The sequence below is a fragment of the Schaedlerella sp. genome (assembly GCF_056796775.1).
Genome location: NZ_JBQIKP010000044.1, coordinates 1 through 26,207 on the forward strand (window position 1 = coordinate 1; position 26,207 = coordinate 26,207).

Annotated in this window: 23 protein-coding genes and 1 tRNA gene; 19 read left to right on the forward strand and 5 right to left on the reverse strand. The window is 48.6% G+C overall.

Annotated features, from left to right (window positions below; all coding sequences use genetic code 11):
* Positions 1-154 precede the first annotated feature (154 nt).
* The 5 genes from ACTOY7_RS16725 to ACTOY7_RS16745 all read left to right on the forward strand — a co-directional run bounded on the left by ACTOY7_RS16725 (position 155) and on the right by ACTOY7_RS16745 (position 6,955).
* Complete coding sequence (locus tag ACTOY7_RS16725) at positions 155-1,927, forward strand: sensor histidine kinase (protein ID WP_160282035.1); 1,773 nt, start codon at positions 155-157, stop codon at positions 1,925-1,927.
* 96 nt (positions 1,928-2,023) lie between these two features.
* Entirely contained in the window at positions 2,024-3,595 is a 1,572-nt protein-coding gene (locus tag ACTOY7_RS16730; RefSeq protein WP_482671205.1) for a response regulator transcription factor, read from the forward strand.
* 249 nt (positions 3,596-3,844) lie between these two features.
* Entirely contained in the window at positions 3,845-5,110 is a 1,266-nt protein-coding gene (locus ACTOY7_RS16735) for an ABC transporter substrate-binding protein (RefSeq protein ID WP_160282037.1), read from the forward strand.
* 95 nt (positions 5,111-5,205) lie between these two features.
* A complete protein-coding gene (locus tag ACTOY7_RS16740) occupies positions 5,206-6,087 on the forward strand; it encodes a carbohydrate ABC transporter permease (RefSeq protein WP_160282038.1) in 882 nt (293 codons plus the stop codon).
* Between the two features lie 172 nt (positions 6,088-6,259).
* The gene (locus tag ACTOY7_RS16745; RefSeq protein ID WP_482671206.1) at positions 6,260-6,955 is read left to right on the forward strand and encodes a carbohydrate ABC transporter permease; all 696 of its coding nucleotides are present in this window, start codon (positions 6,260-6,262) and stop codon (positions 6,953-6,955) included.
* Between the two features lie 72 nt (positions 6,956-7,027).
* Here ACTOY7_RS16745 and sigK read toward each other — a convergent pair whose 3' ends face one another.
* A complete protein-coding gene (gene sigK, locus ACTOY7_RS16750; protein WP_160282040.1) occupies positions 7,028-7,651 on the reverse strand; it encodes an RNA polymerase sporulation sigma factor SigK in 624 nt (207 codons plus the stop codon).
* Between the two features lie 339 nt (positions 7,652-7,990).
* On the opposite strand from sigK, the gene ACTOY7_RS16755 reads away from it, so the two are divergent.
* The 13 genes from ACTOY7_RS16755 (at position 7,991) to ACTOY7_RS16815 (ending at position 22,231) form a co-directional block, all read left to right on the forward strand.
* Entirely contained in the window at positions 7,991-9,523 is a 1,533-nt protein-coding gene (locus tag ACTOY7_RS16755; RefSeq protein ID WP_160282041.1) for a YifB family Mg chelatase-like AAA ATPase, read from the forward strand.
* A gap of 1 nt (position 9,524) precedes the next feature.
* Positions 9,525-10,604 (forward strand): DNA-processing protein DprA, encoded by a 1,080-nt coding sequence (gene dprA / locus ACTOY7_RS16760; protein ID WP_160282042.1) that lies wholly within the window; start codon positions 9,525-9,527, stop codon positions 10,602-10,604.
* A 49-nt stretch (positions 10,605-10,653) separates the two neighbouring features.
* Complete coding sequence (topA, locus tag ACTOY7_RS16765) at positions 10,654-12,729, forward strand: type I DNA topoisomerase (protein WP_482671207.1); 2,076 nt, start codon at positions 10,654-10,656, stop codon at positions 12,727-12,729.
* A gap of 184 nt (positions 12,730-12,913) precedes the next feature.
* Positions 12,914-13,693 (forward strand): GTP-sensing pleiotropic transcriptional regulator CodY, encoded by a 780-nt coding sequence (codY, locus tag ACTOY7_RS16770; RefSeq protein WP_160282044.1) that lies wholly within the window; start codon positions 12,914-12,916, stop codon positions 13,691-13,693.
* Positions 13,694-13,873: 180 nt separating this feature from the next.
* A complete protein-coding gene (locus ACTOY7_RS16775; protein ID WP_160282045.1) occupies positions 13,874-14,191 on the forward strand; it encodes a hypothetical protein in 318 nt (105 codons plus the stop codon).
* Between the two features lie 118 nt (positions 14,192-14,309).
* Positions 14,310-14,597, forward strand: a complete 288-nt coding sequence (gene groES / locus ACTOY7_RS16780) for a co-chaperone GroES (RefSeq protein ID WP_160282046.1) — start codon at positions 14,310-14,312, stop codon at positions 14,595-14,597.
* Between the two features lie 70 nt (positions 14,598-14,667).
* Positions 14,668-16,293, forward strand: coding sequence for a chaperonin GroEL (gene groL, locus ACTOY7_RS16785; protein ID WP_160282047.1), 1,626 nt, complete (start codon positions 14,668-14,670; stop codon positions 16,291-16,293).
* Between the two features lie 321 nt (positions 16,294-16,614).
* The gene (gene guaB / locus ACTOY7_RS16790) at positions 16,615-18,069 is read left to right on the forward strand and encodes an IMP dehydrogenase (RefSeq protein WP_160282048.1); all 1,455 of its coding nucleotides are present in this window, start codon (positions 16,615-16,617) and stop codon (positions 18,067-18,069) included.
* A gap of 84 nt (positions 18,070-18,153) precedes the next feature.
* Positions 18,154-18,981, forward strand: a complete 828-nt coding sequence (locus ACTOY7_RS16795; RefSeq protein WP_304970792.1) for a peptidoglycan recognition protein family protein — start codon at positions 18,154-18,156, stop codon at positions 18,979-18,981.
* A gap of 117 nt (positions 18,982-19,098) precedes the next feature.
* The gene (locus ACTOY7_RS16800; RefSeq protein WP_160282060.1) at positions 19,099-19,866 is read left to right on the forward strand and encodes a shikimate kinase; all 768 of its coding nucleotides are present in this window, start codon (positions 19,099-19,101) and stop codon (positions 19,864-19,866) included.
* A gap of 84 nt (positions 19,867-19,950) precedes the next feature.
* Positions 19,951-20,463, forward strand: a complete 513-nt coding sequence (locus ACTOY7_RS16805) for a YqeG family HAD IIIA-type phosphatase (protein WP_300822937.1) — start codon at positions 19,951-19,953, stop codon at positions 20,461-20,463.
* A 128-nt stretch (positions 20,464-20,591) separates the two neighbouring features.
* Positions 20,592-21,149, forward strand: a complete 558-nt coding sequence (gene efp, locus ACTOY7_RS16810; protein ID WP_016297103.1) for an elongation factor P — start codon at positions 20,592-20,594, stop codon at positions 21,147-21,149.
* Positions 21,150-21,325: 176 nt separating this feature from the next.
* Positions 21,326-22,231 carry a deoxyribonuclease IV gene (locus ACTOY7_RS16815; RefSeq protein ID WP_482671213.1) on the forward strand — a complete coding sequence of 302 codons (906 nt, stop codon included), beginning with the start codon at positions 21,326-21,328 and terminating at the stop codon, positions 22,229-22,231.
* 32 nt (positions 22,232-22,263) lie between these two features.
* On the opposite strand, the gene ACTOY7_RS16820 is transcribed toward ACTOY7_RS16815, so the two are convergent.
* From ACTOY7_RS16820 to ACTOY7_RS16835, 4 genes are all read right to left on the reverse strand, one after another.
* Positions 22,264-22,335, reverse strand: a tRNA-Arg gene (locus ACTOY7_RS16820).
* 119 nt (positions 22,336-22,454) lie between these two features.
* A complete protein-coding gene (locus ACTOY7_RS16825) occupies positions 22,455-22,808 on the reverse strand; it encodes a HEPN domain-containing protein (RefSeq protein ID WP_160282062.1) in 354 nt (117 codons plus the stop codon).
* A 10-nt stretch (positions 22,809-22,818) separates the two neighbouring features.
* Positions 22,819-23,151 carry a nucleotidyltransferase domain-containing protein gene (locus tag ACTOY7_RS16830; protein WP_300822939.1) on the reverse strand — a complete coding sequence of 111 codons (333 nt, stop codon included), beginning with the start codon at positions 23,149-23,151 and terminating at the stop codon, positions 22,819-22,821.
* A gap of 118 nt (positions 23,152-23,269) precedes the next feature.
* The gene (locus ACTOY7_RS16835; RefSeq protein ID WP_300886019.1) at positions 23,270-24,196 is read right to left on the reverse strand and encodes a DUF5688 family protein; all 927 of its coding nucleotides are present in this window, start codon (positions 24,194-24,196) and stop codon (positions 23,270-23,272) included.
* A 231-nt stretch (positions 24,197-24,427) separates the two neighbouring features.
* Between ACTOY7_RS16835 and argS the strand changes: the two genes are divergently transcribed.
* Positions 24,428-26,194, forward strand: coding sequence for an arginine--tRNA ligase (gene argS, locus ACTOY7_RS16840; protein ID WP_482671208.1), 1,767 nt, complete (start codon positions 24,428-24,430; stop codon positions 26,192-26,194).
* Positions 26,195-26,207: the final 13 nt, after the last annotated feature.

The following is a 26,207-nucleotide window of genomic DNA, read 5'->3' on the forward strand; positions in this document are numbered from 1 at the left end:
GTACAAGATACCGTATATGTGCATTATAGCACGTGCATCTACGAATAGGATGATTCTTTTTGCTTTTTGGTTTGATTGCAGCCGTAGGCTGCGGTATGTTATAATTACAATATAGTGAATTGTGAAAAGGCAAAAACGGAAGGGGAATCACAGGTTGAACACAAACTGGAAAGAAAAAGCAAAGCAGAGCTTTCATCATCAGAGCATTGCTACAAAAATGTCAGCTTTTATGATGATCATTATTGCTACTGTGTTAGTTATGACAATGGTGATCCTGCAGTCTTACAGAAACCGTACTTTATACGAAAAGATCAGGGACGTATCGATGGCGAATCTGGTCAGTATCAGTATGCTGATACATAATACAGTGAAAAATATAGATACCTATTCCTATATCTGCCTGTCTAACGCTAGAGTGCAGAGTACTCTGGAAGGAAGGATGCAGGGACAGGCAGATTATCGGATGGTAGAACAGGTGGATGGATATCTGGATGAACTGACAGGCAATATTGATCTGATCGAGTCTATCTATATATTCAGTAAACAGAGACTTCTTGCCAGTGCTGACAAATCAGGCAAACGGGTTCTGGTGCATTCAGACATCCGGGAATATGGGTGGTACGGGGAGGACGACGGCAGATACCGGTTAAATTATTATTGCGATGATATGTTTCTTGAGAAGACAGACATACCGGCAATTTCCTTCAGCCGTGCCATCCGCAGTCTGGCTACTATGAAGCCCATGGGATATATGGTGATCAACGTATCACAGGAAATGCTGGAACAGACACTGACAAATCAGGAAACAAACGAGTTTGATATCCGCTATGCTATATTTACTGAACAGGGGGAACCTGTGATCAATACCGTAGACGATGGATTTCAGGGACAGCTAAAAATGCTGCGGAAGGATATGATGGAGCAGGAGGAAACTTCGGTTGTAGAGAGGTTCGGCGGCAGCAGATATTATGTGTCCCTGTATCAGGACAACGGACTGGTCTATATGAATATGCTGTCTTTCGATGAAGTATATCAGCGGGAGCAAAGCGGAACGATCATTACACTGCTTTTACTGGTGCTGCAGTCCCTTGTTATTTTTGCGGGGACTTTGTTTGTTGCACGCTGGTATACCCAGCCAATTAACGCATTGATGCAGTCTATGGAGCAGGTAAAGTGCGGAAAATTTGAACGTGTGGCAATTCGGACCAGCCATTACGAGATTCAGGAGTTTGTCAATGTCTATAACGAGATGGTAGATGAGATCCAGAACCTGCTGGTTCAGACGAAGCAGGTGGAACGACAAAAGCGAAAGGCAGACCTGGATGTGCTGAATATGCAGATCCATCCGCATTTTCTGTATAATACTTTTGATTCTATAAAATCCTTATTTTTATTAAAACGCTATGACGATGCTTATCGAATGATGAACGAACTGGCACAGTTTTATAAGATCAATCTGAGCAAGGGCGATGATTTTATCACGATCGAGCGGGAAGTCCAGATGCTGACCAGCTATCTGGAAATTCAGAAGATGCGGTATAGCGATGAGTTTGACGTGATTTATGAAGTGGATCCGGAGTCATTTCACTGCAAAATATTAAAGCTTGTACTACAGCCTCTTGTAGAAAATTCAATCAACCACGGGATTCATGGATTTACGGAACAGGGGCTGATCACCATCCGCATTTCGGTACAGGAAGATACCTGTCTGAAGCTGGAAGTCCTGGACAATGGGATTGGGATGTCTCAGGAGCTGCTAGATGAGATCCTTCATCAGGAGAAGCATGAGAATGAAAAATCGTTCGGTCTGATGGGAACCTTCTGGCGATTGGAATATTGCTATGGAGAGCAGACATCCTATGAGATTCATAGCAGAAAAAATCAGGGAACTCACATTATTCTGTATATTCCTCTGCAGAAATTCTGAATGCCAATGTATGCAGAAAGGCCGCAGGCGGCAGGACTTCTGCATACATTTTCCAAAGTGTTCTTATATGTATTTAGTGAGAGAGGAGAAGAGCCTATGCTGAAACTGATGATCGTAGACGATGAATATTTAATCCGCCAGTATATACGCAATTGCATCGACTGGAAAAAGCTTGGATACAGGATTGTTGGAGAATTTGAATCTGCCGCATCCGCTTTGCGGGCAGCAAAAGAAACCAGGCCGGATGTTGTATTGACGGATATCTGTATGCCGGAGATTGACGGACTGTCTTTTACAGAAAAAATAAAAGAGTGCTTACCGGATGTGAAGGTTATCGTAGTAACTGGCCATGATGACTTTGCATATGCGCAGAGGGGGATTCAGGTAGGATTGGACAATTATCTGCTGAAGCCTGTGAATGAAGAGGAATTAAAAGCAGTTGCACTAGAGACGAAAGAACGGATATTGGCAGATAAAAAACAGAATCTGTTATTTCAGGAGCTGGCAGATTACCGGAAAGAAAATGAGACTATAGTACGGGAATATTATCTGCGGAAGCTTTTGGAAATGGATGCGGAGGAAGAGATACTGAATTCACCGATCATTCACCAGTGGATTCCTGGAAATTGGGACTTTTTTCAGGCAGCTGTGCTTGGATTCGATGACTTTTCTCAAATATTAGCCGGAAATCACATCAAAAAGGGAGATTCAGAATGGCTGGAACGATATCTGCAGCTTCATGCGGGAAAAAGATTTGTATGGGTGCCGGATAAATTTGGACATATGGTATTGATCTGCCTCTGTTCTGATTTCATGTGGGAACCGTTTTTAGAACAACTGGAAGTGGAATGGATGGATACATTTCACTTCTCGATTGCGTATGGAATAGGAATGGAACAATACAGCATAGAGGATATTCATGAATCCTATCTTTTGGCAAATAACCGTCTGAATTGTGCGATCGCATTTGGTGATAACCGGTATCGAAATAATCGAGAGGGACAGCAGGCGGAACGCAGAGTCAGGCCGATCGCATTTACGGACCTGAAAAAACTACAGCAATATATAGAAACAGATTCCCCCGCCCAAATGCTGTCTCTGGTCGACAAATGGTTTGAAGGCTGGAAGCATACAAATCTGATGGACCTCTCGTATCTGCGCCTGCAACTGCTGAACGCGGTGTTCTATCTCTATTTGATGAATCACGGATCGACAGAAAACTTTCAGGAGGAATATAACCAGCATTATCAAAAGGTATTCCAGACACCTACACTGCATTTTTTGCAGGAGTATTTTGTTGAGATCTGTAAAAAGATGATGAAAAGATGCGGAGAGAACAGCAGTGCACGTCCGTCCAGATTGATTTATACGATCAAACAATACATGGAAGAGCATATCAGTGAACCAGAGCTGTCACTGGCATCGGCGGCAAAGGTTTTTTATCTGAACAGCAGCTACCTGAGCAGGATTTTTAAGAAGGAGACAGGACGGTCTTTCGTAGAATACCTCACAGATCTGCGCATTGAAAAAGCAAAATTACTGCTGAAAAACAGCGACCTGAAAATTTACGAAATTGCAGAAAGGGTGGGAATTGATAATCCAAATTATTTTGGTATTTTGTTTAAAAAAGTAGAGGGCTGTTCTCCGCTGGAATATCGAGGAAGATAAATATAAACTTTTTGAACAGGATTATTTTATATGATGGGGTTGTGCAATGTGGATATAAAAATGCAGAATATGTAAAAATATTTGTATAATTAGTAAAAATGCAAAGAAAAAGAAGGAACTCTAAGAGTTATAATCAAAATACCAGAAAAAGTTATAAAATCTTTTGACAGGAAGGAGGAGGTTATCGGGATTGATACCGATAACAAAGAAACGATGAAAAATTGGTGGAGGAAAGGCGGTGCAGTCTGTATGGCAGCGGTGCTGGCTGTATCATTGGCTGCCTGTGGAAGTACAGGAGAAAGCAAAACAGAAAGCAAAGGAGAAGAGAATACCTCAGATGTGGGAGAGCAGATTGAACTTACACTGGGACATATTTATGTAGATGCCTCCAATGGTCAGACCGTTGCATGGGAAAAGGCGCTGAACGAATATAAAGAAGCCCATCCTAATGTAACGATCAAGGAAGATAAGGCTGATAATGATGCTTACAAAACAAAACTGAAGACGACACTTGCAGCAGGCTCTGCTCCGGATGTGTTTTGTTCCTGGGGAGGCGGATTTTCAACTTCCTTTGTGGATGCGGGGATGGTAGAAAATCTGGACTCTTATGTGGAAAGCGGTGTGATTAATATGGATGAAATGCTTCCGAATATCTGTAACAATTTCTACTATGATGACTCCCTGTACGGTCTTCCGTTGGACAGCTTCTTAGGCGTACTGGTATGCAACCAGGAGGTATTTGATGAATATGAAGTAGAAGCACCGGAGACACTGGAGGATCTGTATGAGATTTCAGATGTATTTAATGCAAACGGTATTGTGCCTATCGCTATGGGAGAGAAGGATAAGTGGCCGGGTCTGTTCCCCTTTGGAATTCTGGCTCTTCGTTACGGTGGAGTGGATGAAACAACAGCACTTCTGAACGGTGAGGGAAAATTTGACCAGGAATATGTGAGAAAGTCAGCAGAAACTTTGATCGAAATGGTTGATAAGGGAGTATTTTCGGATAGCTCGGTTGCCCTGACAAATGATGAGGCTCTGAATGAATTTCAGCAGGGACGTGCCGCAATGTACTACAGCGGAACCTGGCAGGTAGGTGATTTTATCGGAGAAGGCATGAATCTGACATTGGTAAATTTCCCGTCGATCGAAGGCGCTTCTGGTGATCAGAATGCGTATATCGGCGGTGCGAGCGCCACTTTGATGGTATCTGCAAAATCTGAAAATGTGGAAGCGGCTGTGGAACTTGCTGTATTTATGAGCCAGAAGTTTTCAGATTATGCCTATGAAACCGGAGCGATTCTTCCTACCTGGATCTATGAAGGAGATGCAGAGCTTCAGGATTTCCAAGTGAGATTAGGGGAACTGATGGAAGGGGCGGATGGTTTTTGCCTTGCATGGAATACACTTCTGGATGCAGAAGCAGCAAGTGTCCATGAAAATTGTACACAAGGATTCTATGCAAAGCAGATGACAGTAGATGAATATATCAAAGCAATGGATGCGACCCGCTGATTTTTTCGAAATTTTGACTGGTTTGTAACACTTTCTTACGGAATGCGCGGCAATCATTTGCCGCGCAAGCGATTACAAATAGCGAGGGGATAGAAATGAACCGATTTATGGGAAATAAAAAGGCAATTGCTGTTTTCATCCTGCCGTCACTGTTTTTGTTCGGCGGCCTGCTGCTTGTGTCGATTGGATTCTCTGTTTACTACAGTACCCTGGAATGGAGCGGGATCGGAGAGGGCACTTTTATCGGGGCACAGAATTATTTTGAGATGCTTCAGGATGTGATCTTTCAAAAATCAGTAAAAAATTCAATGCTTCTGGCTGTTCTGACGTTATTGCTCCAGCTTCCCTTTGCTCTGTTTCTGGCACTGATTCTGACTTCCGGTATCAAAGGAGAAGGGATTTTTCGCACGATCTATTTTATTCCGGTAACGCTTTCTACCGTAGTTGTAGGACAGCTTTGGATGAAGATATATAATCCGAATTACGGGGTTCTGAATTCCTTTCTACAGTCAGCAGGACTGGAATCTTTGACACATAACTGGCTGGGGGATGTAGATACGGCGTTATACTGTGTGATTGCCGCAAATATCTGGCAATATATAGGATATCATATGTTGCTTTTGTATGCTGCAATCAAATCAATACCACAGGATATCTATGAATCGGCCCAGATTGATGGAGCGACAGGGGTAAAGGCGGCAATGAGGATTACGATTCCATTAATCCTGCCGACATTGAAAACCTGTGCGATTTTTGTGATCACGGGATGCCTGAAAGCTTTTGACCTGATTTATGTACTGACAAACGGCGGACCGGTAAACGCAACGGAAGTTCCGAGTTCTATGATGTTTAACAGCATTTTTGTGATCAACCGTTATGGCTATGGAAGCGCGATGGCAATTTTTATTGTGGCGGAATGTGTGATCATTGCGTTTGCTCTTCAGAAAATGATCAGGACACGGCAGGTAGAATATTGAAAGGAGATGTGGAAACATGAAGAAAATATTCAGCAGGCGGACCGGAAATCCTTTCATCCGTTTTATACTTATGATGTTCTTGATTTTTTTTGCGCTCTTCCAGATATATCCTTTGATATGGCTTGTGTTTTTTTCTTTTAAAAGTAATGAAGAAATTTTTGGAGGAAATATATTGGGACCGCCGAAGATCTGGAAAATAGAAAATTACAGAAATGCGCTTATGGGAGGCGATGTACTGACATATCTGCTAAACAGTATTTGGATTTCCATGGCAGTGATTTTTTTGTCGACGATCCTGATCGCAATGGCAGCTTACGCGATCAGTCGCATGAAATGGAAATTAAGCGGCGTTGTTTACTGGATCTTTATGGCGGGACTGACGATTCCGATTCATGCGACTTTACTTCCGCTTTTTATTTTATTTAAAACGATGGGGGTGCTGAACACTCCGCTGTCGCTGATCATACCATATACAGCATTTGCGTTGCCGTTTGGAATCATGGTGCTGAGAAATCACTATGAAACAATTCCGCGTGAGATGGAAGAAGCGGCCTGCATTGACGGATGCAGTATTTATCAGACTTTTTTTCACATTATCCTTCCGCTGGTGCGTCCGGCTTTGGCGACAATTGCAATTTTTTCCTTTTTATCATCCTGGAATGAGTTGATGTTTGCCATGACGTTTATCAGTGATACGAAATATAAGACGCTGACGGTCGGACTGCAGAGTCTGACAGGGATGTACTATACAGAGTGGGGGCCTGTCGGAGCAGGAATGGTGGTTGCTGCGCTCCCTGTATTGATTATCTATGTCCTGTTAAGCAAACAGGTACAGAATGCCATGCTTGCCGGCGCAACCAAGGGCTGAGATATGAAAAAAAAGAGATATGTAGAGGAGAGGACTGTATAATATCACGGAATATCATACAGTCTTCTTATTTCAGGTATGAAAAAAAATCCGCAGCTTTTCCACTGCGCTTTTTTCAATCCTGGATACATATGACCGGGAGATCCCGAGCTGCCGGGCGATTTCTCTCTGGGTATATTCTTCTCCGTTATACAGTCCATACCGCATTTTCAATACCAGCTTTTCACGCTGGGAGAGTTCATTTTCTACCTTTTCGTAGAGCTTCTGGATATTTTCCTTGAGATAGAGCCGTTCCGGGACATCCTCCTCTTCCGTTTCGATGATATCATAAAGCTTGATCTCATTCCCTTCCCGGTCCGTGCCGATCGGTTCATACAGGGAGATCTCCCTGCATGTTTTTTTACGGGACCGAAGATACATCAGGATTTCATTGTCAATGCATTTGGAGGCATATGCCGCCAGCCGGTTCCCTTTTTCCGCATTGAATGTAGCCACTGCCTTGATCAGCCCAATGGTTCCGATGGAGATCAGGTCTTCCTGGTCTTCTTCCAGGTACTGGTACTTTTTGATCACATGTGCGACGAGCCGTAGATTCCGTTCGATCAAGATATGCTTTGCCTGAAGGTCTCCTTCCGTATATTTCTGGATGTAGTATTTCTCTTCCGAAGGAGTGAGGGGATTGGGAAATGATTTCAAGACGACACCTCTTGGCACATTTGATATAGTTTATGTGGAAATATGGGATTTTGTGCTTTTCCACTTAAAATTGTTGCGTGCGTTAAAAAAAGAGGTTGACAAGCCTCAGCCAGATAAGGTATGATAACAGACATCAAGCGGTACTTTCTGTACCGGGCAATCCGGCCGTTTCGGTCAAGATTCATCAACTTGTGGTAACTGAAAACTGCGGTCAGCAATGCGGACATTCTTTTCCTGTGGAAAGTACGGTTCTCAATTCAGTCTCATTCACAAATGAAAAATTGTGTATTGCAGATACCTGACCGCAAAATTTTTTCATAACAGAAAGGAAGTGTATGAATGAGCTTCAGCACAGTATTATCTGCATCCATGTTTGGTTTAAAGGTGGAGTTTATCCATGTGGAGGCGGATGTGAGCAACGGCCTTCCGGCGTTTCAGATGGTGGGATACCTTTCGTCGGAGGTGAAGGAGGCGGCCGAACGGGTGCGCACGGCGATCCGCAATTCCGGCCTGGATTTTCCGGCAAAAAAGACGGTCATCAACCTGGCGCCGGCAACGATGAAGAAGCGGGGGGCGGCCTTTGACCTGCCCATTGCAGTCAGTATCCTGCTTTCCCTGGGCAGACTGGACTCCGAGGCGGTTCGATCCATGCTGATCCTAGGAGAACTGAGTCTGGACGGCAAGGTGCGGAAGGTACCCGGCATCCTGCCGATCGTGGCGGAGGCCAGAGCTGCCGGAATCCACGCCTGTATGGTACCACGTGTCAACGCGGCGGAGGGGGCGCTGGTCGAGGGGATCGACGTGATCGGTGTGGAGAGCCTGGAGGAGACATATCGATACCTGAGCGGAAAAGTACAGATTGCGCCGGAAACCTATCCGGCAGTCAAACAGCAGGGAGAGACTGTCCATGGCCTGGACTACGGCGATATCTGCGGCCAGGCGGCGGTGAAGCGCGCGGCGGAGGTGGCGGTGGCAGGAGGACACAACCTGCTCCTGATCGGCCCTCCGGGAAGCGGAAAATCCATGACTGCCCAGCGAATTCCCACCATCTTTCCCGACATGACGCTGGAGGAAAGCATGGAGGTCACGAAGATCTACAGCATCCTGGGAATGCTGGACAGCGAAAAACCTCTGATCCAGAACCGCCCCTTCCGGAGTGTCCACCATACCTCCACCAAGGCTGCGCTCGTGGGAGGAGGAAAGATACCGGTTCCGGGAGAGATCAGCCTGGCCCATGGGGGAGTGCTGTTTCTGGATGAGCTTCCGGAATTTCAGAAAAATGTGCTGGAAGTGCTGCGCCAGCCTCTGGAGGATCATCAGGTGCGGATCACCAGAAGCCAGGGCAGTTACCTGTTTCCGGCCAATTTTACGCTGGTGGCGGCTATGAACCCCTGCCCCTGCGGCTGCTATCCGGACATGAACCGGTGTACCTGTACGCCTGGACAGATTCAGCACTATCTGGGGAAGCTCAGCCAGCCCTTCCTGGACCGGATGGATATCTGCGTGGAAGCGCCCCGGGTGGAGTATGAATCGCTTTGCGCCAAAGGGCGGGAAGAAACCTCCGCCCAGATCCGGGAGAGGGTCTGCCGTGCCAGGGAGGTGCAGAACCGGCGTTACCAGGGCACAGGCATCCTGACGAACGCCATGCTGGGGGTTCAGGAGACGAACCGGTGGTGCGTGCTGGGGGAAGCGGAAGAAACGCTGATGAAGCAGGCATTTTCCAGCCTCGGTCTGACCGCTCGGACCTATTACAAGATCTTAAAGGTGGCCCGTACGATCGCCGATCTGGACGGAGAGGAGCAGATTTTGGAAAAGCATCTGAAGGAAGCGGTGGGATACCGCACACTCGACAAAAAGTATTGGGGGCGATAAGATGAATCCATATGAATACTGGCTGGCTGCGCTCTCCATTTCTGACCGGAAAAAAACTTTGCTTTGCAAATACATGAAATCGGCAGAGGGAGTCTATTATATAGAAGAAACAACTTTAAACAGGTTTCGGTTCTTAAATGAAAGAGACTGTAATACAATGATTCAGGCGAAAAAAATATGGGACTTGCAGGGAGAATATGACCGCCTTTTGAAAAAGCAGGTCCGTCTTGTCACCTGCCAGAATCCGGAGTACCCGAAAAAGCTGGCAGATATCCCGGACAAACCCTATGCCCTTTATGTCAAGGGGAGCCTTCCGGACGAGCGGCTGCCTGGCGTTGCCATTGTGGGAGCAAGGAACTGCAGCCGTTATGGGGAAAAATATGCCTTTGAATTTGCCCAATCCCTGTCCGGACACGGGATCCAGGTCATCAGCGGTCTGGCCCGGGGTATTGACGGCGTGAGTCAGCGGGGAGCGCTGGTGGGGCAGGGAAAGACCTTTGCCGTCCTGGGCAGCGGAGTGGATATCTGTTATCCACGGGAGAACATCGGACTTTACGGAGACATTCTGGAGATGGGGGGCGGGATCCTCTCAGAGCTTCCTCCGGGGACCCCTCCGAAGCCGTATCATTTTCCCAAAAGGAACCGGATCATCAGTGGCCTTTCCGATCTGTTGCTGGTGATGGAGGCCAGGGAAAAAAGCGGCTCACTGATCACGGCGGACATGGCGCTGGAGCAGGGAAAGGACGTCTATGCCCTGCCGGGGCCTGTGGACAGCAGTCTGAGCCGGGGCTGCCATCAGTTGATCCGGCAGGGGGCAGGGATCCTGATCTCCCCGGAAATGCTTTTGGAGGAGATGGGGATTTCCGGAGGAAATTTTCAGGAAAAAAACGCGGAAGCAAAAAAAATGCTTGAAAGTCTGGAAGATATGGTGTATAGTTCAGTTGTTCTTTATCCCAGGAATATCGGACAGATTATGGATGAGTCCGGACTTTCGGCTCAGGAAGTATTGGAAACACTGGTTTCCCTGGAGATCAAAGGATACGTTCAGGAAGTTTCGAAAAATTATTATGTCAGAGTATGATCATATGTGGAAGATCTGCGGATTTTCCACTCTGGGAGGAAAGGTTTACATGGCACATTATCTTGTGATTGTGGAGTCGCCTGCCAAGGTGAAGACAATCAAAAAATTTTTAGGAAATAATTATACGGTCGCGGCCTCCAACGGACATGTCCGTGATCTCCCGAAAAGCCAGATGGGAATTGACGTGGAGCACGACTACGATCCGAAGTACATTACCATCCGCGGAAAGGGAGATATCCTGGCCAGCCTGCGCAAGGAAGTGAAAAAGGCTGACAAGGTCTATCTGGCAACCGACCCGGACCGCGAGGGGGAAGCCATTTCCTGGCATCTGTCGGCGGCTCTGAAGCTGGATGAGAAAAAAATGCGCCGGATCACCTTCAATGAGATTACGAAAAATGCCGTAAAGTCTGCGCTCAAGGCCCCCAGGGATATCAATACGGACCTGGTGGACGCTCAGCAGGCGCGCCGGATTCTGGACCGGATGGTGGGCTATCGGATCAGCCCTCTCCTCTGGGCAAAGGTGAAGCGGGGATTAAGCGCCGGAAGGGTGCAGTCCGTGGCTCTGCGGATCATTGCGGACCGGGAAGCGGAGATCGACGCGTTTATTCCCAGGGAATACTGGTCATTGGATGCGCTTCTCCGCGTCAAGGGAGAAAAACGACCGCTGACGGCCAAGTTCTACGGCACGGAAAAGCAGAAGATGGAGATCCATTCCAGGGAGGAGCTGGATCAGATCCTGAAGGAAGTGGAACAGGAGCAGTACCACATCATCGATATCAAAAAAGGAGAGCGGATCCGGAAGAGTCCTCTGCCCTTTACTACCAGTACCCTGCAGCAGGAAGCGGCAAAGGCGCTGAATTTCGGCACTCAGAAGACCATGCGGATCGCCCAGCAGTTATATGAAGGAATCGATATCAAGGGAAACGGGACCGTCGGTGTGATCACCTATCTGCGTACCGACTCCACCCGGATCTCGGACGAGGCGGACGCGGCGGCAAGAGAGTACATCGCCCGGAGCTACGGGGAAGAATATGCAGCGTCCGGCAGCACGGCAAAGCAGACCGAAAAGAAGATCCAGGATGCTCACGAGGCCATCCGCCCGTCGGATATCACCCGGACTCCGGCAGCCCTGAAGGATTCCCTGTCTCGGGATCAGTTCCGGCTGTACCAGCTGATCTGGAAGCGTTTTACCGCAAGCCGGATGCAGCCGGCAAGGTTCGAGACCACTTCGGTCCGGATCGGGGCAGGAAAGTATGTCTTTACCATCTCCGCGTCCAGGGTGGCATTTGAAGGCTTCCGCTCCGTATATATGGAAGCGGACGAGGAAAAGGAAGAAAGCAACGTGCTGGTAGGAGGCCTGCAGAAAGATTCCGAGCTCACCAGGCAAGACTTTGAGACGAAGCAGCACTTTACCCAGCCTCCGGCGCATTATACAGAGGCGACGCTGGTGAAGGCGCTGGAGGAGCAGGGGATCGGACGGCCAAGTACCTATGCGCCCACCATCAGCACGATCCTGGGAAGGCGGTACATCACCAAGGAAGGAAAGAACCTCTATCTGACGGAGATCGGGGAGGTGGTCAACAACATCATGAAGCAGTCCTTCCCGAGTATTGTGGATATCCATTTTACGGCCAATATGGAAGGGCTTCTGGATATGGTGGAGGAGGGCAGGGTGCCCTGGAAGGAGGTCATCCGCAACTTCTATCCGGATCTGGACGAAGCGGTCCAGGTGGCGGAGAAGGAACAGGAAAGCGTGACCATAGAAGATGAAGTGACGGATGTGGTCTGCGAGGAATGCGGCCGCAATATGGTGATTAAGTACGGCCCCCACGGCAGGTTCCTTGCCTGTCCGGGCTTCCCAGACTGCCGCAATACGAAGCCTTATCTCGAAAAGATCGGGGTTCCCTGTCCGGTCTGTGGAAAAGAGATCGTCATCCGCAAGACGAAAAAGGGCAGAAAGTATTATGGCTGTGAGGACAATCCGGAATGCGACTTCATGTCCTGGCAGAAGCCTTCCGCAGAAAAATGCCCGGAATGCGGCGGATATATGGTAGAAAAAGGCAATAAGCTGGTCTGCGCGGACGAAAAATGCGGCTATGTGAGAAATAAAAAACAGGAGAATTAGAAAGGATACTCACGGCAGATTTCATCGGCCGTGAGTATAATAAATATTTGGCGTTTTTCTGTAAAATATATTCACATTTTAATTGATATTTTGAAAATTGTATGATAACATGGTTTTATCTGGTAAATGTAATGAGTTGTATATACAATTAGAATACGGTCTTTGATAAAGGTGGAGGAAGCTGATGAGTGTACAATTATTAGATAAAACAAGAAAGATCAATAAACTGCTTCACAATAACAATTCCAGCAAGGTGGTATTTAACGACATCTGCGCGGTGATGACAGAGATCCTGGATTCCAATGTCCTGGTGGTCAGTAAAAAGGGCAAGATCCTGGGAGTCAGCAGATCCGCTAGGATCAAGGGAATTGAAGAACTGATCGCGGAGTCGGTGGGAGCGCATATTGACGAGATGCTCAATGAGCGGCTTCTCAGCATTCTGTCCACGAAGGAAAATGTCAATCTGGAGACGCTTGGCTTCACTCCGGAGACCGTAAGAGGCTATCAGGCCATCATCACCCCTATCGACATTGCGGGTGAACGGCTGGGCACCTTGTTTGTATACAAGCAGGGGCCGCTTTATGAGATCGACGATATCATTTTAAGCGAATACGGGACTGCAGTTGTTGGACTTGAGATGCTCCGCTCCGTGAACGAGGAGAGCGCGGAAGAATCCAGGAAGGAGCATATCGTACAGTCCGCCATCGGTACGCTTTCTTTTTCGGAATTGGAAGCGATCCTTCATATCTTTGACGAACTGGGAGATACGGAAGGAATCCTGGTGGCCAGCAAGATTGCGGACAGGGTGGGAATCACCCGCTCGGTCATCGTCAACGCCTTAAGAAAATTCGAGAGCGCCGGGGTGATCGAATCCCGCTCTTCGGGGATGAAAGGAACATACATAAAGGTCCTGAATGAATATGTATTTACGGAGCTGGAAAAGATCAAGAAGGAACGGATGTGAGATTTGCTCCGCGCCTCGGACGGATCGAAGCTCCGCCGGTTGGGATAAGAGGGGATGTCAGGATTCTGATATCCTTTTTTACAGGAAACGTATTCCGCCTGTGCGGTGAAGTATCGAAGGATGCTCTGCCGTACAGGTGGAATTTATTGAATAAACGCCTAAATAAAGGAGGAAAACACAATGTTTGAAGGGAATTCGGTAGACTTGCGGATGGCAAAGACCATCTCTGCGGACGTGGTATTGGATGATACGACGCACAAGTGCAAAGTTTACAGGTATGACATGGAGGAAGACTACATATACTTAGAGTTGACGGAGGAAGACCTGACGGTGATCTCCCTGGATGCCAAGTATCAGTGCTACATTTCCACCAAAAAGGAGCTTCTGTACTGCTCTGGAGTGGTAAAAGAACGCTTCCGGTCCGAGGACGGGAACATGATCACATTCCGGATCGAGAACGGATTTTACAGTGTGTCGGAAAAAAGGTTTATAAACTAATTATAAAAATTTGGAAACATTGTTGACAAATCGTCGGCGTAGTGCTATTTTATATTCATGGGTTAGCACTCAAACGAAATGAGTGCTAACAAAGAAAATGTTTGAAGGAGGAATTACAATGAAGTTAGTACCATTAGGTGACAAAATTGTATTAAAACAGTTAGAAGCAGAAGAAACAACAAAGTCTGGTATCGTTCTTCCGGGACAGGCCAAGGAGAAGCCGCAGGAAGCAGAAGTCATCGCAGTCGGACCCGGCGGAGTCATAGACGGAAAAGAAGTGACCATGCAGGTGAAGGAGGGAGACAGAGTCATCTACTCCAAGTATGCGGGAACAGACGTGGAGCTGGACGGAGAGAAGTTTATTATCGTAAAGCAGAATGATATTCTGGCAATCGTGGAAGCATAGGAATCAGCAGCTTTTCATAACAGAGACGCAGCTTAAAAATGATAGATGATAATGATGAGGTGAATGAAAAATGGCAAAGGAAATTAAATTTGGCGCAGAAGCCAGAGCAGCATTGGAAAAAGGTGTGAACCAGCTTGCGGATACTGTAAGCGTGACATTGGGACCAAAGGGAAGGAACGTAGTACTGGATAAGTCCTTCGGCGCTCCGCTGATTACAAACGACGGCGTGACCATCGCGAAAGAGATCGAACTGGAAGACGGATTTGAGAACATGGGAGCTCAGCTTATCCGGGAGGTTGCTTCCAAGACCAATGATGTAGCCGGCGACGGAACTACAACAGCAACCGTACTTGCACAGGCTATGGTCAACGAAGGAATGAAGAACCTGGCAGCAGGCGCGAACCCGATCGTGCTCCGCAAGGGTATGAAGAAAGCTACAGACAAGGCTGTGGAAGCAATCGCGGAGATGAGCAGCAAGGTAACCGGAAAAGAGCAGATTGCGAGAGTTGCCGCAGTTTCCTCAGGAGACGAGGCAGTGGGAGAGATGGTAGCAGACGCAATGGAGAAGGTTTCCAACGACGGCGTGATCACCATCGAAGAATCCAAGACCATGCTGACAGAGCTGGATCTGGTAGAAGGTATGCAGTTTGACAGAGGCTACATCTCCGCATATATGGCGACAGATATGGAGAAGATGGAAGCGGTTCTGGAAGATCCGTACATCCTCATCACAGATAAGAAGATTTCCAATATCCAGGATATCCTTCCGCTTCTGGAGCAGGTGGTACAGTCCGGCGCAAGGCTTCTGATCATCGCAGAGGATATCGAAGGAGAGGCGCTGACCACTCTGATCGTGAACAAGCTGCGCGGAACCTTCAACGTAGTGGCAGTTAAGGCTCCGGGATACGGCGACAGAAGAAAAGAGATGCTGCAGGATATTGCGATCCTGACAGGCGGACAGGTGATTTCCGAAGAACTTGGCCTGGATCTGAAGGATACCACCATGGATCAGCTTGGACGCGCGAAGTCCGTCAAGGTACAGAAGGAAAACACTGTGATCGTAGACGGCTCCGGTGACAAGCAGGCGATTGCCGACAGAGTGGCTCAGATCAAGAAGGGCATCGAAGAGACCACTTCTGATTTTGATAAAGAGAAGCTGCAGGAGAGACTTGCGAAGCTGGCAGGCGGCGTGGCAGTGATCCGTGTAGGCGCTGCGACCGAGACCGAGATGAAGGAAGCAAAGCTTCGGATGGAAGATGCTCTGAACGCAACAAGAGCAGCCGTAGAAGAGGGTATCATCGCAGGCGGCGGTTCCGCATATATCCATGCTGCAAAGCAGGTTGAGAAGCTGGCGGAGGAGATGGACGGAGACGAGAAGACCGGAGCGAAGATCATCCTGAAGGCTCTGGAATCCCCGCTGTTCCATATCGTAAGCAACGCAGGACTGGAAGGCTCTGTGGTTGTAAATAAAGTAAGAGAGTCCGAGGTTGGCGTAGGCTTTGACGCATACAAGGAAGAGTATGTGGATATGGTAAAAGAAGGAATCCTGGATCCGGCGAAGGTGACAAGAAGCGCGTTACAGAACGCGACAAGCGTTGCTTCCACCCTGCTGACAACAGAATCTGTTGTAGCGACCATCAAGGAAGACACCCCGGCAATGCCGGCAGGCGGCGCTGGCGGAATGGGCATGATGTAATCATCTGCCGGGATCGGCCATCCATTCCCGAATCAGGATTCTGGAACAGGAAGCGCTGCGGCAGAGAAGCAGTTCCGAAGAGATAATAAACGAGTTTCGTATCTGACTGGAAAGTATAACAGCCAGATGCGAAACTCTTTTTTATATGAAAAGCACTTGACAAGCCTACGGAATTTTTGTACCATATCAGATAAAATACCTCTGATTCGACCTCCAAAAATCTGCATTCATTGCGGAGATATGCTGGCAGGCGGATCTACATAGGAATTGTTTCAAGAGTAACGGGATTGCCCCAACACAAAAGGAGAGGAAGGTAAAGTCATGGGCAGAATTATTGGAGAAGGTATTACATTTGATGATGTGCTGTTGGTGCCGGCATATTCGGAAGTGATTCCGAACCAGGTAAACTTGTCTACGAATCTGACAAAGAACATTAAGCTGAATATTCCGATGATGAGTGCAGGGATGGATACGGTAACCGAGTACCGGATGGCCATCGCGATGGCACGTCAGGGCGGAATCGGTATCATCCACAAGAACATGTCTATAGAGCAGCAGGCAGAGGAAGTGGATAAGGTAAAAAGGTCTGAAAACGGGGTCATTACGGATCCGTTTTATCTCTCACCGGAGCATACATTGAAGGATGCCAACGATCTGATGGCAAAGTTCCGTATATCCGGCGTCCCGGTAACTGAGGGCAGGAAGCTTGTCGGGATCATTACAAACCGTGATTTAAAATTCGAAACAGATTTCTCCAAGAAAATCAAAGAAAGCATGACCTCCGAGGGCCTGATCACAGCCCGCGAAGGGATTACACTGGACGAGGCAAAGCAGATCCTTGCAAAAGCAAGAAAGGAAAAGCTCCCGATCGTGGATGAATACGGCAACCTGAAAGGGCTGATCACCATCAAGGACATTGAGAAGCAGATCAAGTATCCGTCTTCCGCGAAGGATGCCCAGGGGCGTCTGCTCTGCGGAGCGGCCATCGGAATTACAGCCAATTGCCTGGACCGTGTGGAGGCGCTTGTGGATGCCAAGGTGGATGTGATCGTCATGGATTCCGCTCACGGGCATTCCGCCAACGTGCTGCAGGCAGTCCGCATGGTCAAGGAAAAGTTTCCGGAGCTGCAGGTCATCGCCGGAAATGTGGCAACGGCCGACGCGACAAGGGCGCTGATCGAGGCCGGAGTCGATGCGGTGAAGGTGGGGATCGGACCTGGTTCGATCTGTACCACCCGCGTAGTTGCGGGAATCGGTGTTCCCCAGATTACGGCCGTGATGGACTGCTACGGCGCGGCAAGAGAATACGGGATCCCGATCATTGCGGACGGCGGCATCAAGTATTCCGGAGATATGACGAAAGCGATCGCGGCAGGTGCCAATGTATGCATGATGGGAAGCATTTTCGCGGGATGCGATGAAAGCCCGGGAACATTTGAACTGTATCAGGGAAGAAAGTATAAGGTATACCGCGGGATGGGTTCCATTGCGGCGATGGAGAACGGCAGCAAGGACCGCTATTTCCAGGAGAACGCGAAGAAGCTGGTTCCGGAAGGCGTGGAAGGACGCGTGGCATATAAGGGAACCGTGGAGGATACGGTATTCCAGCTTATGGGTGGCCTGCGGTCCGGTATGGGGTACTGCGGCACGGCAACCATTGAGGAGCTGAAGCAGAACGGCCAGTTCGTGAAGATTTCCGCTGCTTCGCTGAAGGAAAGCCATCCTCACGATATCCATATTACGAAGGAAGCGCCGAACTACAGCGTGGACGAATAAAAACCTGCATAAGGAGTTGCAGAAAAATAGCAGCAGCCGCGCTTCGGCGCAGGCGCACGGGAAAAATGTACGGAGCAGATAAAGATGGAACAGGAGAGCACGGAACAAAGAGGAACCGGGCAGAGCGGCATGGACCTGGGCAGTACGGATCTGAAAAACGCGGGGCCAGGCGGCACGGTACAGAAGAGCACGGGGAAGGCTGCGAAGCATAAAGGAAAACGGAAGAAAAAAAGAAGAAAGAAGAAAAGTCCCCGGAAGCTGACAGTCCGCGTCAACCTGGAGCCAAAGAGCTTTCTGTCCGGAATCGCGGCCGGGGTGCTGCTGACGCTGCTGGTGATGTTCCTGCTCACCCGCTGTTCCGCCGAGGAGGTGGAGACCAGCGGGCTGAGCCTGGACGCGTCGGAGCCGGAGATCAGTGTCCAGCTTCTGGATGTGAATGACTATTCCAGGCCGGGAACAGAAGTGGATTCCGTTGCTGGGATCGTGATCCACTATACGGCCAATCCGGGGAGTACGGCGCAGCAGAATCGGGACTATTTCAACAGCCTGCAGGACGGGCACGGAGCCTCTGTGAGCAGCCATTTCATCGTGGGACTGGACGGTGAGATCGTGCAGTGCATTCCGACCCAGGAGGTCGCTTATGCGTCCAATGAGCGCAACCGCGATACTATTTCCATTGAGTGCTGCCATCCTGACGCTACGGGAAAGTTCAACCAGGAGACCTATATTTCCATGGTCCGGCTGACGGCATTTCTGTGTGCAAAATATGACCTGGACGCGGAAGCGGTCATCCGGCATTATGATGTGACGGAAAAGAACTGCCCCAAGTATTTTGTGGAAAATGAAGACGCGTGGAAGCTTTTCAAGGCGGATGTGGATGCCGCTCTGAAAACGAAGATCAAAGAAGAATAAGCAGACAGACGGAAAATGGAGGAAACAGAAGCCTGCGGGAGGCTTCCGGATTTCCGTTTCGTGGGTATGAGGCGGAAAAACAGATCAGAATCAGGAAAAGGGAGAAGAGAAACAAAGATGAACGATTTGGAGATGTACCGGGAACAGCTTGCCATGTGCGATGACAGGATCATCGACGTTCTGGAGGAGCGCAATTCGATTATAGAAAAGATCATGGCCTACAAGCAGGAGTACGGCATGCCCGTCCTGCAGCCTGCACAGGAGGAGAAGCAGGAGCACAGAAGACAGGAAAGGCTGGAAGGCCACTGCTATCAGAATGAGATCGAGAACGTCTTTTCGGAAATTGTCAGGAGCAGCAAACGGATCCAGGCAAGACACCTGTTTGACTATAATATTGTTCTGATCGGCTTTATGGGGGCGGGAAAATCGACGGTTTCCGAGTACCTCAGCACCATGTTCGCCATGGATGTGGTGGAGATGGACCAGGTGATCGCGGAGCGGGAGGGCATGAGCATCCCGGATATCTTCGCGACCTACGGGGAAGAATATTTCCGCAACAGGGAAACCCAGCTCCTGAAAGAGATGCAGCTTCGGAAGCAGGCGGTGATCTCCTGCGGAGGCGGCGCCGCGCTCCGGGAAGAAAATGTGGCGGAGATGAAGAAAAACGGACGCGTGGTGCTTTTGACCGCAAGCCCTCATACGATTTATGAGCGTGTGAAGGACAGTACCGACCGTCCGATCCTGAACGGAAACAACAATGTGGAATTTATTGCGGAGCTGATGGAAAAACGCCGGGAAAAATACGAAAAGGCGGCGGATATCGTGATCTATACGGACGGTAAGAGCGTACTCCAGATCTGCGAGGAGCTGATCGCGAAGCTGTAGCGGCCCTGTCAGCCTGCTGCAGGAGCTTTGGCTGGCCGGGGGGTGTAAACAGCAGTATCGGACTCAGGGAAAGGAGACGGGGATATGTTTGATATGTTCTTTCCGGATGAATATGTGGCTTCCACCTATATCATCCCTTTTGAAAAACTATATAAAGAGGGATACCGGGGCGTGATCTTTGATATCGACAATACCCTAGTTCCCCATGGCGCGCCTGCGGACAAGAGGGCAAAGGAGCTGTTTGGCAGGTTGGAATCAATCGGATTTGCCACCTGCCTGATCTCCAACAACCAGGAGCCCAGGGTGAAGATGTTCAATGAAGAGATCGGGACAAGATACATTTTTAACGCGCGCAAGCCGGCCCGGAAGAACTACATCCGCGCCATGGAGATGATGGAAACGGACCGGACAAACACGATCTTCGTGGGGGATCAGTTATTTACCGATGTGTGGGGCGCAAAACGGGCGGGAATCCGCAATATCCTGGTCAAGCCGATGTATCCTAAAGAAGAGATCCAGATTGTCCTCAAGCGTTATCTGGAGCGGATCGTGCTGTATTTTTACAAAAGAAAGCAAAGAATGACCCGCGAAGAATAAAAAAAGGTTGAAAAAAGCTGGAAATTATTATAAAATGATACAAGTGTCAACAGGCTGTGCATTTCATGCCTGCATGAAAAAGCATGACTTTTATAAATGTAACAGCGAGAATTAAAGGAGGATTATATATGATCGCAGCAGGAGAATTTAAGAATGGCGTGACCGTTGAGATTGACGGAAATATTTACCAGATATTGGAATTTCAGCATGTTAAGCCGGGCAAGGGCGCTGCATTTGTCAGAACCAAGCTGAAAAATATCATCAGCGGCGGTGTAGTAGAGAAGACCTTCCGTCCCACCGAGAAGTTCCCGAAAGCCCATATCGACCGGAAGGAGATGCAGTACCTGTATCAGGATGGAGATTTATATAATTTCATGGACGTTGAGACATATGATCAGATCGCGCTGAATGCCGAGGTGGTAGGCGACGCGCTGAAGTTCGTGAAGGAGAATGAGAATGTGAAGATCTGTTCCCACAAAGGCAACGTATTTTCTGTGGAGCCGCCTCTGTTCGTAGAGCTGGCGATCACAGAGACTGAGCCGGGCTTCAAGGGCGATACCGCGCAGGGCGCGACAAAGCCGGCTACCGTAGAGACCGGGGCGACGGTTATGGTGCCGCTGTTTGTGGAGACCGGGGATGTGCTGAAGATCGACACACGTACCGGGGAGTATCTGTCCAGAGTATAACAGGCAGGACAGGCATCCGGGAGTTATGGGTTAAAAGCCTGCAGCGGATATTCAGATCAGAATGGCCGCAGAGCATGTATTTGACTATGAAGCAGGAGATTTCATCAGAACAGGTGGGATGTCCTGCTTTTGATATATCAACGTATGAGATTGATAAAAAGGAAAGGATAGAAGCTATGTTAAAGCTTGGTTCACATGTAGGAATGAGCGGCAGGGAGATGCTGCTCGGATCCGCGAAGGAAGCAGTTTCTTACGGGGCGGATACATTTATGTTTTATACCGGGGCACCGCAGAATACCCGCAGGAAGGAGCTGGATGAGCTGAATATCGGGCCGGCCTGGGAGTATATGAAGGAGCACGGCATTGAGGAGATCATTGTTCATGCCCCATATATCATCAACCTGGGCAATTCCGTAAAGCCGGAGACGTTTCAATTGGGAGTGGAATTTCTGGAAAAGGAGATCCAGAGGACGATCGCCTGCAAAAGCCATTTGCTGATCCTGCATCCGGGGGCTCATGTAGGAGCGGGTATCGATGCGGGGATCGCCCAGATCGTGAAAGGGCTGAATGAGGTTCTGACCAGGGACACGGACTGCTGCGTTGCATTGGAGACCATGGCGGGAAAGGGCTCTGAGGTGGGCCATACGTTCGAAGAGCTGGCCAGAATCTATGACGGTGTGGTATACAATGAAAAGCTGCGGGTCTGCTTCGATACCTGCCATACCAGCGACAGCGGATACGATATCATCCATCATTTTGACGATGTGATCCGGGAATTTGACCAGATCCTTGGAAAGGACCAGATTGCTGTATTCCATATCAACGACAGCAAAAATGTACCCGGCGCCGCAAAGGACAGGCACGCCAATATCGGGTTCGGGGAGATTGGGTTTGACGCGTTGAATGCGATCGTGCATCATCCGGACTTTGAGGAGATCCCGAAGATCCTGGAGACACCCTATGTACCGGATCTGGAAGATAAGAAAAAATCTTATGCGCCTTACAAATATGAGATTGAAATGCTGCGGAAAGGGGAATTTGATCCCGGGCTGGAGGAGAAGATCCGGAACGGGGAGAAGTGATTTTTACGAGACTCATTGTTCCAATAAAAAAACACGTCTGGGCGGGATCGAACCGCCGCACCTGCCTCCGGAGGGCAGTGCTCTATCCACTGAGCTACAGACGTGTATTGCGTTCCGGAAAGAAAGCATCTCTCCGGAACACTTTAATTATGTTATCACATATTTCGGAAAAAGTAAAGAACTAATTTTTCAGATTGGTAAAGGTTTTGGAAAATGAATTGCTTTAAGCCTCATTTATGATACGATATACCCATTGCATGATTTCATGGGTATATTGTATTGCTGCTTTTGCATTTCTTTCTTCCAGAAACAGTTCATTTGGATATCTGATTGTCACTCCATATGGAGTCAGTGTATCTGCATAGTCATAAAATCTGTCTTCTACTTCTACTTTGTTTTTTATCTGATTTAGAAGGAATGATAAGTCATGAAGCTTTGGCATACCGCCTTCAGCACCATAATATATTATCAATGCTTTCATTCCTTTTTCAGCGGCTTGCTGACAGTGATAACAGATAATTTCAAGAGACTTTGAACGATATGTTTCTTCCAGGTATCTTACGATTTTTAAATCTATGACTGCAAGATCATATCACTCTTTCGATTCCTGCCTCATATAATAATACCCCCTTTCGATAGACCTCATTTTCTACGGAGGGAAATTTTTTCCGAGCTTCAAATCTGCTTTTTGTTCCTACTACGATATCTACCGGACGTTGCTTTATTTTACGGATGGCCTTGTAAGCCTTTGTAGTCTCTTCCGCAAGATCTGAAATTTCGTCCCGAACAATGATATAAAAATCCAGATCGCTGTTATCCGTATATGTGCCATTTGCATAAGAACCAAATAGATAGATCTGTATTGGAAAAAGTTGGTCTATGAAATGTTTTTTTAATTCTTCAATTTCCTGCATTGGCATCAGCGTCAGCTCCTTTATACTTTTCTATCCATATTATAGCAGGAAATTTGTTGCTTTACACTCAATATTTTTGAAATGAGCAGAACCTTTTTTGATCATTGAACTGAAATAGATCTTTTTAGAAATTGAAAGAATTTTGCATGACCAGCCTTCTGGTCTCTCTTTGGTAGAGGTATGCGTGATTGCTTAAAATCTCTTCTTCGGCTACCTGGGTCTGGTTGATCTCTGTGACCATCGCATCCATCTCCTCCGGCTCCATGCCCTTTGACGCGGGCACAAGCACGACCTCGTGGACGCTGCTGGGTAGTACGTAGTAGTCTTCTCCCAGAATCTGTCCGGCCATATCCAGGACCTCCGGATATACGATGCAGGCTGCGCCGAAGCTGCGGATCGGATTGGAGAGCACGTACATAAAATCATCCGCTTCCGCGGCAGATTCATTCAGCAGATTTTTCCGTCTGCCCGGGACCGTACGCAGGATCTCGTCCACGGCCTGCTGCATGGTAAATAATTCCGCCGGAAGCAGGCGTTTTACATTTCTGCGGGCCAGTGCGAGCAGGTCTTCCTCTGTCACATCCCAATACTCCAGGTGGTCGTTATTTACGGTCATGGTAGCGGTTCCCTGACTGTTTACATCCAAAAGAACATAGAATACGATGCTTAGATCCAACAGCTTAATATGGGGGACACTTTCCAGTAAGTCACGGTTTTTTTCCGTATGGATCAGCTTAAATACGATCTTGTCCTGAATGGAGTCATAGTGTTCGATCCCGTTGGTATCCATGGAACGGTCACACTTTACCGTGCGGTAAAAATCCAGGATCTCCTGTACAAGTCTGTCGATCAATTCGCCATCCAGATAGCGCTGATAAAATTCTTCCAGATAGATCGTGGGGGAAATGTTCACTCCCGGGGTCTCTATGAGCAGACCCTTCTTTACTTTTCCGTTATTTTTGATTGCCGTATATTGTGCTGCCTTAGCCCCTCCTTCCAGTTTCTGATTCATTTTCTTTTCGATAGCGCAAACAAACTCCTGATATTTCATATATTCTCCCTTCTTCTGCGCGTCCACTTGAAATTAAAATGAGAAAGCCGGTACCGAAATCGTACCCAGAAAATTGATTTGAAAATATTATGTAGGTAGATTATAGCGGACCGGGGAGAAAAAAGCAACCTTTTTTTGAAAAAATATTTACCCGGCAACGAACACTTGCTAGAATCCGGGATAGGTGATAAAATGTCAAAAGAACAAAGAAAACATATGGAGAGTGAAAAAGTGAAAACATTTCTGAAGCTTATTACAATGGAGATGGAAGAGGCATTCCGGGCAGCGGGATACGATGAAGCTTACGCAAAGGTAAGCCTGTCGAACCGGCCGGACTTATGCGAATATCAGTGCAACGGAGCGTTGGCTGCGGCCAAGGCCTACAAAAAAGCGCCCATCATGATCGCGAAGGATGTGACGGCGCACCTGCAGGAAAGCGCGGTTTTTTCCTATGCGGAGGCGGTGAATCCCGGATTTATCAATCTGAAGGCCGCTCCCGGGTTTACGGCGGAATTTTTGAATGAGATGGCAGGTGCCGAGAACCTGGGCGTGGAGAAGGAAACAAAGCCGAAGACCATCATGATCGACTACGGCGGCCCCAACGTGGCCAAGCCCCTTCATGTAGGGCACCTGCGTTCCGCGATCATCGGCGAGAGCGTGAAGCGGATCGTCCGTTTTAAGGGCAATCAGGTGATCGGAGACATCCACCTGGGAGACTGGGGATATCAGATGGGGCTGATCATCACGGAGCTGGAAAAACGGAAACCGGAGCTGCCTTATTTTCAGGAGAATTACGAGGGAGAATATCCGGAGGAGGCGCCGTTTACCATCGGGGAGCTGGAGGAGATCTACCCGACAGCCAGCGCTTATGCCAAGGAGAATGAGGAATACCGGGAGAAGGCCCTGCAGGCTACCTTCCTTCTGCAGAGCGGCCGTCGGGGCTACCGGGCGGTCTGGCAGCACATTATGAATGTGTCCGTGGCGGATTTGAAGAAGAATTACAACGTTCTGAACGTGGATTTTGACCTCTGGAAGGGCGAGGCGGATGTGCAGAAGTATATCCCGGATATGGTCCATATGTTAAAGGAAAAGGGATTTGCGCACTATGACGAGGGCGCTCTGGTGGTGGATGTGGCAGAGGAAGACGACAACAAGGCCGTGCCGCCCTGCATGATCCTGAAGTCGGACGGGGCTGCCCTGTATGATACGACGGATCTGGCGACCCTGATCGAACGGGAGAGCCTTTATCAGCCGGACCAGATCATTTATGTGGTGGACAAGCGGCAGGAGCTGCATTTTGTACAGGTATTCCGCTGCGCGAAGAAGACGGGGATCGTGCGCCCGGAGGTGGACCTGAAATACCTGGGCTTCGGCACCATGAACGGGAAGGACGGAAAGCCCTTTAAGACCCGGGAGGGCGGCGTGATGCGCCTGGAAAACCTGCTCCGTGAGATCACGGAAGAGATGAGGAAGAAGATCATGGACAACCGGACCGTGACCGGGGAGGAAGCGGAAGCGACCGCCCGGACGGTGGGCCTTGCGGCTGTGAAGTACGGGGATCTGTCCAACCAGGCATCCAAGGATTATATCTTCGATGTGGACCGTTTTACCTCCTTTGAGGGAAATACAGGGCCTTATATCCTGTATACCATCGTCCGGATCAAGTCCATCCTGAATAAATATCAGGAAAACGGCGGTTCCATGGACGCGCTTCGGATCCGGGAGCCGGGGAGCGACTGTGAGAAGGCGCTGATGCTGGAGACGGCGAAGTTCAACGAAGTCATCGATACCGTTTATGAAGAGATCGCGCCCCACAAGCTTTGTGCTTACATCTATGATGTGGCGAACGCGTTTAACAAATTTTACCATGAGACTCGGATCCTGGCGGAAGAGAACGAGGAAAAGAAGGCGGGCTATCTCGCGCTTCTCAGGCTGACCAAAGAGGTGCTGGAGGTCTGCGTTGACCTTCTGGGATTCGAAGCGCCGGAAAGGATGTAAATATCTGTGGATC